General features: G+C 66.6%; 14 protein-coding genes. 11 read left to right on the top strand and 3 right to left on the bottom strand.

Annotated features, from left to right (window positions below; translation table 11 throughout):
- A partial coding sequence (locus tag Y705_RS18935; RefSeq protein ID WP_173401070.1) for a PLP-dependent transferase occupies nucleotides 1-329 on the top strand: 329 nt, incomplete at its 5' end.
- Nucleotides 330-333: 4 nt separating this feature from the next.
- Complete coding sequence (locus Y705_RS0109870) at nucleotides 334-663, top strand: DUF2516 family protein (protein WP_049822563.1); 330 nt, start codon at nucleotides 334-336, stop codon at nucleotides 661-663.
- A 7-nt stretch (nucleotides 664-670) separates the two neighbouring features.
- Here the strand turns inward: Y705_RS0109870 and Y705_RS0109865 are convergent, their stop codons facing one another.
- On the bottom strand, nucleotides 671-1480 hold the full coding sequence (locus Y705_RS0109865) for a class I SAM-dependent methyltransferase (RefSeq protein WP_026532730.1): 810 nt from the start codon (nucleotides 1478-1480) through the stop codon (nucleotides 671-673).
- 69 nt (nucleotides 1481-1549) lie between these two features.
- Here Y705_RS0109865 and Y705_RS0109860 point away from each other — a divergent pair, with 69 nt between their 5' ends.
- A complete protein-coding gene (locus Y705_RS0109860; RefSeq protein WP_049822562.1) occupies nucleotides 1550-2299 on the top strand; it encodes a phosphoglyceromutase in 750 nt (249 codons plus the stop codon).
- Between the two features lie 114 nt (nucleotides 2300-2413).
- On the opposite strand, the gene phoU is transcribed toward Y705_RS0109860, so the two are convergent.
- Nucleotides 2414-3073 (bottom strand): phosphate signaling complex protein PhoU, encoded by a 660-nt coding sequence (gene phoU / locus Y705_RS0109855; protein ID WP_026532728.1) that lies wholly within the window; start codon nucleotides 3071-3073, stop codon nucleotides 2414-2416.
- Between the two features lie 171 nt (nucleotides 3074-3244).
- Between phoU and Y705_RS0109850 the strand changes: the two genes are divergently transcribed.
- The gene (locus Y705_RS0109850) at nucleotides 3245-4471 is read left to right on the top strand and encodes a sensor histidine kinase (RefSeq protein WP_026532727.1); all 1227 of its coding nucleotides are present in this window, start codon (nucleotides 3245-3247) and stop codon (nucleotides 4469-4471) included.
- Nucleotides 4468-5148: a response regulator transcription factor gene (locus Y705_RS0109845; protein ID WP_026532726.1), complete on the top strand. Its 681-nt coding sequence runs from the start codon at nucleotides 4468-4470 to the stop codon at nucleotides 5146-5148. Before Y705_RS0109850 ends, Y705_RS0109845 begins: the two co-directional genes overlap by 4 nt.
- 39 nt (nucleotides 5149-5187) lie before the next feature.
- On the opposite strand, the gene Y705_RS18930 is transcribed toward Y705_RS0109845, so the two are convergent.
- Nucleotides 5188-5724, bottom strand: a complete 537-nt coding sequence (locus Y705_RS18930; RefSeq protein ID WP_049822561.1) for a hypothetical protein — start codon at nucleotides 5722-5724, stop codon at nucleotides 5188-5190.
- A 257-nt stretch (nucleotides 5725-5981) separates the two neighbouring features.
- Between Y705_RS18930 and Y705_RS0109835 the strand changes: the two genes are divergently transcribed.
- The 6 genes from Y705_RS0109835 to Y705_RS22720 form a co-directional block, all read left to right on the top strand.
- The gene (locus Y705_RS0109835; RefSeq protein WP_026532725.1) at nucleotides 5982-6464 is read left to right on the top strand and encodes a CarD family transcriptional regulator; all 483 of its coding nucleotides are present in this window, start codon (nucleotides 5982-5984) and stop codon (nucleotides 6462-6464) included.
- 63 nt (nucleotides 6465-6527) lie between these two features.
- Nucleotides 6528-7322 (top strand): 2-C-methyl-D-erythritol 4-phosphate cytidylyltransferase, encoded by a 795-nt coding sequence (gene ispD / locus Y705_RS18925; RefSeq protein ID WP_444826178.1) that lies wholly within the window; start codon nucleotides 6528-6530, stop codon nucleotides 7320-7322.
- Nucleotides 7303-7833 (top strand): 2-C-methyl-D-erythritol 2,4-cyclodiphosphate synthase, encoded by a 531-nt coding sequence (gene ispF / locus Y705_RS0109825; protein ID WP_026532724.1) that lies wholly within the window; start codon nucleotides 7303-7305, stop codon nucleotides 7831-7833. Before ispD ends, ispF begins: the two co-directional genes overlap by 20 nt.
- A gap of 108 nt (nucleotides 7834-7941) precedes the next feature.
- Nucleotides 7942-9402 (top strand): cysteine--tRNA ligase, encoded by a 1461-nt coding sequence (cysS, locus tag Y705_RS0109820; RefSeq protein ID WP_026532723.1) that lies wholly within the window; start codon nucleotides 7942-7944, stop codon nucleotides 9400-9402.
- A gap of 86 nt (nucleotides 9403-9488) precedes the next feature.
- Nucleotides 9489-10469, top strand: a complete 981-nt coding sequence (gene rlmB, locus Y705_RS0109815) for a 23S rRNA (guanosine(2251)-2'-O)-methyltransferase RlmB (protein WP_026532722.1) — start codon at nucleotides 9489-9491, stop codon at nucleotides 10467-10469.
- Between the two features lie 11 nt (nucleotides 10470-10480).
- On the top strand, nucleotides 10481-10685 hold a 205-nt coding region (locus tag Y705_RS22720), incomplete at its 3' end, for a hypothetical protein (protein ID WP_216698777.1).

Below are 10685 nucleotides of genomic sequence, written 5' to 3'. Positions count from 1 at the left end.
CCGTCGCCCGCGTCCGCTATCCCGGTCTGCCGCAGGACCCCGGCCACGAACGTGCCAGGAAACAGCTGAACGGTTTCGGCGGCATCGTCAGCATCGAACTGGTGGGCGGCCTTGCCGCCGCCGACGCCCTCGTGGACGCTGTGCGCCTCTGGCTTCCGGCAACCTCCCTGGGCGGGGTGGAGTCGCTCATCGAACGACGACGCCGGCAAGCGGCCGAGCCGGTCACCGTTCCGGAGGACCTGGTGCGCTTGTCAGTGGGCATCGAGAACGTCGAGGACCTGTGGAGGGATCTCGATGGTGCCCTCACGGCAGCAGGACAGCTAAGCTGATTCCGTGCTGATTGTTCTTGCCATCCAGAGTTACCTCTACCTCGTGCTGGGATTCGTTGCCCTGGCAATCGAGATCTGGGCCTTCGCCGACTGCGCCCGCCGCAAACCGGCGTCGTTCGAAGCCGTGTCGAAGCGCACCAAGGGCTTCTGGTTGGCCCTGACCGGCGGTGCGCTCCTTGTCGGTCTCCTGTCGGCGCTCGGCGGCCTGGGCGGAGGCGGCGGTTTCAACCTGTTCCAGCTGGTCGCCGTCGTTGCTGCCAGCGTGTACCTCGCGGACGTCAAACCCGCCGTCAGCGAGACGGCCAACCGCGGGGGAAACTACGGCCCCTGGTGACGAGCGACTAGACAAGTACTTCCGGCCGCACCGCGTCCCAGCCCACCGTCACTTCGCCGAGCCTCCAGCGCGACGGCGAATCGAGCAGCGGCCACCCGGCGTCCTTCAGTGCGGCACACATCGCACTCCAGCGCTGCCGGTTCCCGAACGGGGACAGTGGCGCGGCGTCGACCCAGGCTTTGTCCATCGCCGCCAGGAACCCGTGCACCCTTTCACCCGGGACATTGCGGTGGATCAGGGCCTTCGGTAGGCGCTCCGCCACGTCCGACGGCAGAGCGAAGGCGCCGAAACGCATCGAGATGCTGAGGGACACCGGCCCGGAGGAGTCCAGGGCAACCCACGTCGCCCGCCGCCCGATCTCGTCACACGTGCCGTCGATGAACAGCCCCTCCGGCGCGAGCGCAGCGCGCACCTGGTCCCAGTGCGGAAGATACTCGTCCTCGCCGTACTGGCGCAGCACGTTGAAGGCCCGCACGAAAACAGGCTGCCTGCCGTCCAGCGGAAGTTCGAAGCCGCCCTGCCGGAAGCTCAACCTTGCCCGTGAAAGCGGGAGCGCGGCCTGTACCCGCGCAGGATCGATCTCGATCCCGATGAGCTCGGTGTCCTGGCGCACGCGGGCAAGCCGCTCGAAGAGCTCGACGGCGGTGACCGGCGCCGCTCCGTAGCCCAGATCCACCGCGAGGGGATCCGCAGCTGCCCGGAGCCGCCAGGCCTGCGGGCCGGCGAGCCAGCGGTCCACGCGCCGCAGCCGGTTGGGGTTGGTGGTTCCGCGCGTAATGCTGCCCACCGACTTGGGACTGCGTCTGACCTGCGGCACCGTTCAAGGTTACTGGTAACAGTGCGTTCAACGATGCCTGGGAAGCACCGATACGGCAGACTGGGAACCATGACTTCCTACAAATTGATTCTGTTGCGCCACGGGCAAAGTGAGTGGAACGAGAAGAACCTTTTCACCGGCTGGGTGGACGTGGCCCTGACAGCCAAGGGCAGGGAGGAAGCCACACGCGGTGGACACCTTCTGGTGGAGGCCGGGATCCTCCCCGACATCGTCTACACCTCGCGCCAGAAGCGGGCCACCATCACCGCCAACCTGGCACTTGAGGCTGCCGACCGCACCTGGATCGACGTCAAGCGCAGCTGGCGCCTGAACGAGCGCCACTACGGAGCACTGCAGGGCAAGGACAAGGCGCAGACGCTGGCCGAGTACGGCGAAAAGCAGTTCATGGAGTGGCGCAGGTCCTACGACACCCCGCCGCCGCCCCTCGATGACTCGAGCGAGTACTCGCAGGCCAACGATCCCCGCTACGCCGACCTCGGCGAGGACCTGCCGCGCACCGAGTGCCTCAAGGACGTCCTCGAGCGTTTCCTGCCCTACTGGGAATCCGACATCACCGCGGACATCAAAGCCGGCAGGACGGTGATGATCGCCGCGCACGGCAACTCGTTGCGCGCCCTCGTGAAGCACCTCGACGGCATCAGCGACACCGATATCGCCGCACTCAACATCCCCACCGGCATCCCGCTGGTGTACGAACTGGACGAGAACCTGGTGCCGGTCAAGGCAGGAGGCACCTACCTCGACGCCGAGGCCGCCGCGGCATCCATCGAAGCAGTCGCGAACCAGGGCAAGCACTAGCAGGAAGCAGGGCGGACACGACGACGGCGGCCCCGCAAGGCCGCCGTCGTTGAGGAAGTCGCGGTTCGGGAAGTCGCCTTAGGGAGACGGGAAGTCGCCGCAGGGCGACGGGCGCTAGTTCAGCGGGGCGCTCGGGTGCCACTCGCCGGTGACGAGGTACGTGACCTTGCGGGATACCGACACGCCATGGTCGGCAAAACGTTCGAAGTACCGGCTCGCAAGGGTGACATCCACCGCTGTGGGTGCGGACTCGTTCCAGTCCTCCGAGGCGATGGCCCGGAAAACGCTCGCGTGCAGCTCGTTGACGCGGGCGTTCGCGGCGTTGATCTCGCTGTTCAGTTCGAGGTTGCGGGTCTCGAGGAGTTCGGTGACTTTCGTTGCGATCTGGAAGTCGAGATCGGCGAGTTCGTCGAAGATGGGGCGGATGCGCTCCGGGATGACGTTCGCGGGAAAGCGCAGCCGGGCCAACTGTGCGATGTGGCGTGCGAGGTCCCCCATGCGCTCGAGGGAGGCGCTCATCCGAAGCGCCCCGACGATCATCCGCAGGTCACTCGCCACCGGGCCCTGCAGGGCCAGGACATCGATCGCGCGTTCGTCGAGGGCGTTCTGCAGGAAATCGATGCGCGCGTCCGCGGCAATCACTTCCTGCGCCAGCTCGGTGTCGGCGCCCCGGAAAGCGCTGTCGGCTTTCTGGATGGCCTCCGACACCAGCTGTGAGATCTCGATCAGTTCCTCGCCGATCTGGTGGAGTTCGGCCTGAAAAACCTTACGCACGTGGGCGTCCTTTCCGTTGAAGTGATAGTTCAACTGTCTGCACAGTTCCGTCCACGAGACTCTCAGGCGAGCATGAACTATTGCACAGCTTCTAGTGAACGTTAGTTGAACCTCTTGCCTATTGCCACCGGATCAGGTCCGGGCGGGAATGCCAGCGCATAAGCTTGGGGCGTGGATTTCGTTTCCCTCAGTCTGACCGCCGGGCTCGTCGGCCTAGCGCTCGGCGTCTTCGGCATGCTCGCGTACCGCACCAGTGAAACCCAGCGGAGCCGGCTCCTCTACGAGGACGAGCCGGTTCTGCCCGACGGCGCCGCGGAGGTGCTCTCGATCATCGGCCGGGCGTACGTGATCGTGGACGCGATCGACGGCGTGGTCCGTGCCAGCCCGGCGGCCTACGCCTTCGGCCTGGTGCGCGGGTACACAGTGGTTCATGCCGAGCTCCTTGCCCTGACCTCACGCGTGAGGCGTGACGGCGTCATCGAGCAGGAGCAGCTGGAACTGCCGCGCGGCCCGCTCGGCCAGGGCAGCATCGTGATCCAGGTGCGCGTGGCCGCCCTTGGCACCGAGTACATCCTGATCCTCGCCGATGACCGCACCGAGATCACGCGCACAGAAGAGATCCGGAACGATTTCGTCGCCAATGTGTCCCACGAGCTGAAGACGCCGGTGGGCGCTATCTCGCTGCTCGCCGAAACCATCCACGAAGCTGCGGAGGACGAGGCGGCGGTGCGGCGGTTCGCCCAACGCATGCACAAGGAATCGGCGCGGCTCTCGGCGCTGGTCCAGGACATCATCGAGCTGTCCCGGCTGCAGGGGGCCGATGTGGTGCGCCGGGGCAAGCCTGTCAACATCAACACGGTTATCGCCGAGGCCGTGGACCGCAACAAACTGCCCGCGGAGAGCAAGCGGATCGACATCGTGGTCGGTGGATCGGTGGCTCTACCGGTATTCGGCGACCCGGACCTGCTGATGACGGCGTTCCGCAACCTCATCGACAACGCGATCCGGTATTCCCCCGAGGGCACCAGGGTGGGCGTGGGGCTGCGCTCCCGTGACGGTCTGGTGCAGGTCTCCGTCACGGACCAGGGTGCCGGGATCACTCCCGAGGAGCAGGAGCGGATCTTCGAACGGTTCTACCGCATCGACGCGGCCCGGTCCCGGCAGACGGGCGGAACCGGGCTCGGCCTCAGCATCGTCAAGCACGTCGTCTCGAACCACGGCGGCGAGGTGACGGTGTGGTCGCAGGCGGGACAGGGCAGCACCTTCACCGTGCGGCTGCCCGAGATGGAAGCCGGCGACGACGACGACGCCGCTCCTCCACCAGGCCGCCCGGCGGCGGTAACCAAACCAACCAAAAAGGGCGGAAGCAGCGCCCAGGAACAGGGAGTTCGCGCTTGACCCGCATTCTGATTGTCGAAGACGAGGAATCCTTCAGCGACCCGCTGTCCTACCTGCTCGGCAAGGAGGGTTTCGAGGTTGCGGTGGTGGACAACGGGATCGACGCCGTCGCCGAGTTCGACAGGGCAGGAGCGGACCTCGTCTTGCTTGACCTGCAGCTACCGGGGCTGTCCGGAACCGAAGTATGCAGGCAGCTGAGGCAGCGCTCCAGCGTCCCCGTCATCATGCTGACAGCTAAGGATTCAGAGATCGACAAGGTGGTGGGCCTCGAACTGGGCGCCGACGACTACGTGACGAAGCCCTACTCCTCGAGGGAACTCGTAGCCCGCGTCCGCGCGGTGCTGCGGCGGCAGGGGGAGCCCGAGGAGTTGGTCCCCAATACCGTCGAGGCCGGACCGGTGCGGATGGACATCGAGCGCCATGTGGTCAGCGTCGGCGGTGTGCAGGTGGCCCTGCCGCTCAAGGAGTTCGAACTGCTGGAGATGCTCCTGCGGAACTCGGGGCGGGTCCTGACGCGCGGCCAGCTGATCGACCGCGTGTGGGGTTCGGATTATGTCGGAGACACCAAGACGCTTGACGTGCACGTCAAACGGCTACGGACGAAGATCGAACCTGACCCGTCGAACCCGCGCTACCTGGTGACGGTGCGCGGGCTCGGGTACAAGTACGAAGCCTGAGCCGGAGCATGGGCGGCCGCTCATGCTCCGGAATGAGGACTAGTGGGATTCTTCGTCGGCCGCGTCCTCGTTGACCGCGGGCTCCGGGGGCTCAGGGGTGAAGCCGCCGGGAACGTACTCGCGGTACTCCTCGAGGGTTCCATCGAGGACCGGGACGTTGAACTCCGCGGTCTCGGACTCCACGGAGAACGTCAGGTCCAGAAGGGAACCGGGAATCTCTGCGATCCCCGCGAGGGTGCCGTCGTCGTCCACCTCGTCCTCGAAGACCCACTTCTCATCGGCCTCGATGGTGATTTCAGCGGTTTCGTTCTCCGCCTCGATGGTGAGCTGCACGGGAGAGTCGCTGGTGTTGATCGCCGTGCCGAGGAGCCTGCCGGGCTCGCCGTCCTCGGCGGAGATGACCAGGATGTTGCGCAGCTCGACGGGGCCGACGTCCTTCACGATGCCGTCCGACGCCGCGTACTGGATGGTGGTGGCCTGGAGGTTGTTGGCGGTGCAGCCCGTGACCCCCAGTACGGCCAGTACGGCGCCGGCGGCAGCGGCCTGCTGCACTCGGTTCTTCGGTGCACTCTTCACAGCACAAACTCCTGGGGTTCTTCTGTCGGGACAGGTTGACGAATCCGGTGAGGACCTCTGGGAACAGACTATCGGCAAAGCCCGTGATCGCGTGGGTCGATTCGCTCGCCGGGCGACCCCTGAATCAGGTAATACCGCTTTCGTCAAGAGGAGAATGATAGCTAAATCGACTGGTTTGCCCTTGCTGACCTGCGAAAACGCGGGTTCGGCGTGTCGTTGCCGTGATAAACTGATCTGCGGGAAAGGGGAAAGTCCACATGGTTTTTGAGGTCGGCGAAACAGTTGTTTATCCTCACCACGGCGCAGCGAAAATCGAAGAGATCAAGATGCGCGTCATCAAGGGCGAAGAGAAGATGTATCTCAAGCTCAAGGTGGCACAGGGTGACCTGACAATAGAAGTACCAGCAGAAAACGTTGACCTCGTTGGGGTTCGGGACGTAGTGGGCAAGGAAGGACTCGAGCATGTGTTCGATGTCCTCCGGGCCGAATTCACTGAAGAGCCCACCAACTGGTCGCGTCGTTACAAGGCGAACCTGGAGAAGCTTGCGTCAGGCGATGTCATCAAGGTGGCCGAGGTCGTCCGCGACCTCTGGCGCCGCGACCATGACCGCGGCTTGTCCGCCGGGGAGAAGAGGATGCTCGCGAAAGCGCGGCAGATCCTGATCTCCGAACTCGCACTGGCTGAGAAAACCGACGAAGAGAAGGCTGCAGTAGTTCTCGACGAGGTTCTGGCTTCCTGAACGTTCTCGAGGGGTCCCGAAAGGGGCCCCTCTTTTTCGTTTAACCTGCCGTAGGGTGAAGCCGTGCCAACTCATCAGCCCGAGGATATCCCCGCCGATACTGCTACTTCAGCGATGTCTGGAAGCGGAACCCTGACCGGAGTCATCCTCGTGGCTGCTGGCTCGGGACAGCGGCTGGGTTTCGACATCCCGAAGGCCCGCGTACTCTGCGGGGGAGTGACCCTTCTTGAACACGCCCTGGGAAACGTCCTGGCCTCGGGGGTGGCGCACGAAATCGTGGTGGTCATTCCCGCGGGCGACATCTCCCTCGCGGACGTGGCGGAGGCGGCTCCCGGAAACGCCCGCGTGACGACGGTACCGGGCGGGCCCAGCCGGGCGGCTTCGGTCCGGGCCGGTCTCACCGGGCTCAGTGACGCAGTGGGCCGAGTGCTGGTGCATGACGCCGCGCGGGCCCTCACCCCGGGAGTGGTCTTCCAGCGCGTCGAATTCCGCCTGGCCGCCGGCGCCGCCGCCGTCATCCCCGTGCTTCCCGTGGTGGACACCGTGAAGATCGTACGCAACGGGCAGGTGGCGGGGACGCCCGGCCGCGCCGAACTGCGGATCGTCCAGACGCCCCAGGGCTTCGACGCGGATGTCCTGCGCAGCGCCCACCAGAGGGCGGATGCGGCAGATCCGGCCATCACCGACGACGCCATGCTCGTCGAGCTGCAGGGCACTCCCGTAGTGGTGGTGGACGGCGATCCCCTGGCTTTCAAGATCACCACGCCGCTCGACCTGGCACTCGCAGAGACGCTTGTCGCCGGAAAGATTCCCTCCCTCCTCCCGGAATGGCCGAAACATGTACCTGAGCGACCATGAGCACCTTCCCCGCACCGGCATCGGCGTCGATGTCCACGCCTACGCACCCGACGGCGACCCGGCGCCGCTGTGGCTCGCCGGCCTGCTATGGGAGGGGGAGCGGGGACTCTCCGGGCATTCCGACGGCGACGCCGCTGCTCACGCCGCAGCGGACGCGCTGTTCTCTGCGGCGGGAGTGGGGGACCTCGGAACGCACTTCGGCACTGATCGTCCCGAATTCGCCGGCGCGTCGGGCGCGCTCCTCCTGAAACGGGCGGCCGCGGTCGTGCGCGAGGCGGGGTTCGACATCGGGAACATCGCCGTCCAGATCATCGGGAACCGTCCCAAATTCACGCCCCGGCGGGCGGAGGCCGAGGCAACCCTGTCCGACGCCGCACAGGCCCCCGTCAGTATTTCCGCGACCACGACCGACGGCCTCGGCCTCACCGGCCGCGGGGAGGGCGTCGCGGCCGTGGCGACCGCCGTCGTCGTCCGGTCCAGGCCGCGCCCGGCAGCTGACCCAGGTAGCTGACCAAGGTGGCTGACCCGGCGACTAACCCAAGCGGCTGACCCGGCACCTGACCCGGCGGCTGACCGGGACCCGCGCCGGCCGCCCATCACCGCCGGGTAATCTGGAGCGGTGAGCCTGCGATTCTATGACACCGCCCAAGCCGAGGTGCGCGACTTCGCACCCCTGATCCCGGGCAAGGCCAGCCTCTATTACTGCGGCGCCACGGTGCAGGGTATGCCGCACGTCGGGCACATCCGTTCGGCGATCGCCTTCGACCAGCTCACGCGCTGGCTCGAAGCGAGGGGGCACCGTGTAACGGTGGTCCGGAACGTGACTGACATCGACGACAAGATCCTGGCGAAGTCCCTCGCCTCGTACGGGGCAGGCGCTGCCGACGTGGACCCGGCGATGGTGCCCGATGAGCCGTGGTGGGCCCTCGCCTACCGGTACGAGCTCGAGTTCACGACGGCCTACGACGCCCTCGGAGTGCGCCGGCCCACCTACGAGCCACGCGCTACGGGGCATATACCCGAGATGCACGCCCTGATCGGGCAGCTGATCGAGCGCGGGCACGCCTACCCGGCCCTCGATGATTCCGGTGACGTCTACTTCGACGTCCGGTCCTGGCCTGCCTATGGGTCCCTCACACGCCAGAACATCGACGACATGCAGGGCGCGCCCGACGCCGGTCCACGCGGCAAGCGGGATCCGCGGGATTTCGCGCTGTGGAAGGGCTCGAAGGACACGGACCCGCCGTCGGCGTCCTGGCCCAGCCCATGGGGATCCGGTCGGCCGGGCTGGCACCTCGAATGCTCGGCGATGGTGACCAAGTACCTCGGACCCGAATTCGACATCCACGGTGGCGGGCTGGACCTGCGGTTTCCGCACCACGAGAACGAGATGGCCCAGTCGCAGGCGGCGGGCCACCCTTTCGCCCGGTTCTGGATGCACAACGGAATGGTGACTTACCAGGGCGAGAAGATGTCGAAATCCGTCGGCAACACGGTGAGCCCCGCGGAGATGCTCGCCGTCGCGGGCCCCCGCGTGGTGCGCTACTACCTCGGACAGGCCCATTACCGCTCGGTGCTCGATTACAGCCCCAGCTCACTTGAGGAGGCCGCGGCAGCCGTGGGGCGCATCGACGGCTTTCTTGCGAAGGCATCCGCGAGGGTGGGGGAGGCAGAGGGAGCAACCGACCCGGCGGCCCACCTGCCCGAGGAGTTCGGCAGGGCCATGGATGACGACCTCAATGTCCCGCAGGCGCTCGCCGTGCTCCACGGAACCGTCCGCGCGGGCAATACCGCGCTGGCGGACGGGAACGACGCCGCCGCCGGCGCTGCCCTGGCTGCGGTCTCTGCCATGACGAGGGTCCTCGGGCTCGATGACGCACAGCAGCCTGCCGGCTCCGGGAAGTCGGCCGACGGCATCGCGCTCGACTCTCTGGTCCGTTCCCAGCTCGCGCAGCGGGATGAGGCGCGTGCCGCAAGGGACTGGTCCCGGGCCGACGCCATCCGGGATGCCCTGGCCGCAGCGGGGGTCACCGTGGAGGACTCGGCTGCCGGAGCGACGTGGCGGCTGGAAGCGCGCTGACCGGGTGCGGAGCGGCGCGTATCCGGCGCCGTCGCGCTTCCGCGTAAACTGGGAAGAATTCTTCTTCTATTTAAAGGTGTTTTTCCATGGCCAGTCACGGACGTCCAGGCGCAGTGCGCAAGTTGAAAAAGGGGCCCACCATCGGCACCGGCGGCCATGGACGCAAGTCGCTCGAGGGTAAGGGGCCCACGCCGAAGGCGGAGGACCGCCCCTATCACCAGGCGTACAAGAACAAGGAGCTGGCCGACCGGTCAGCGGCAAAGCGCGGCGGAAAGAACGCCGGCACAGGGCGGACCAAGGGCAAGGCGGCCGAGGAGATCGTCACCGGCCGCAACTCGGTGGTCGAGGCCCTGCGCGCAGGCATTCCCGCCAAGACTCTCCACGTGGCGATCCGCGTCGAGATGGACGACCGCGTACGGGAGTCGCTGAAAATGGCGACCGAGCGCGGCATCCCGGTGATGGAAACCGGGAAGCCGGAACTCGATCGAATGACCGAGGGTGCCGTGCACCAGGGCCTCATGCTCCAGATTCCACCGTACGAATACGCCGACGCCCTCGACCTCGCCGACGACACGTTGGACAAGTTCAAGCGCGGCCACATCTCCAACGCGCCGCTCTTCATCGCCCTCGACGGCATCACCGACCCGAGGAACCTCGGCGCGATCATCCGCTCCGCCTCCGCGTTCAGCGCGCACGGCGTCATCGTTCCCGAGCGCCGGTCGGTGGGCGTGACGGCGTCCGCGTGGAAGACGAGCGCCGGGGCGGCCGTCCGGGTGCCCGTGGCACGCGTCGGCAACCTGAACTCCGCACTGAAGACCTTCAAGCAGAAGGGCATCTTCGTTCTCGGGCTCGACGGCGACGGCGACGTCTCCCTTCCGGACCTGACCCTGTCCACCGATCCGATCTGCATCGTCGTCGGTTCCGAAGGCAAGGGGCTCTCGCGCCTGGTGCGGGAGAACTGCGACCAGATCGTCTCCATTCCGATCGACTCCGCCATGGAGTCCCTCAATGCGTCGATGGCGGTGGGAATCACGCTGTACGAGGTGTCCCGCCAGCGCTCTTCCTGAGTACCTGGACGGTGCACCCCATCAGCGCGCAGGGACAGGCGGCCCAGTCCTCGAGTGAGTTCCCCCTCGGCCTTCACCGGTTGAGGGGTCGGTGGGCCGACGACTCCCACGCGAACGCCGCGGTATGGGCGCCCTCGATACCGTCGATCGACGTCCACTACCAGAGGTCCACCGGCGGCTGGACGTCCGAGACGCTGCCAGGCCTCGACGGCGGGG

The sequence above is a fragment of the Arthrobacter sp. H41 genome (assembly GCF_000520535.1).
GTDB lineage: Bacteria > Actinomycetota > Actinomycetes > Actinomycetales > Micrococcaceae > Arthrobacter_D.
The sequence above is the reverse complement of the archived record's forward strand: the minus strand, read 5'-3'. Positions and strand labels throughout refer to the sequence as shown.

Coding starts and splice junctions, on each gene's coding strand:
- Y705_RS0109860 (WP_049822562.1), top strand. CDS start 1,550: ATGACTTCCTACAAATTGATTCTGTTGCGCCACGGGCAAAGTGAGTGG.
- Y705_RS0109835 (WP_026532725.1), top strand. CDS start 5,982: ATGGTTTTTGAGGTCGGCGAAACAGTTGTTTATCCTCACCACGGCGCA.
- ispF (WP_026532724.1), top strand. CDS start 7,303: ATGTACCTGAGCGACCATGAGCACCTTCCCCGCACCGGCATCGGCGTC.
- rlmB (WP_026532722.1), top strand. CDS start 9,489: ATGGCCAGTCACGGACGTCCAGGCGCAGTGCGCAAGTTGAAAAAGGGG.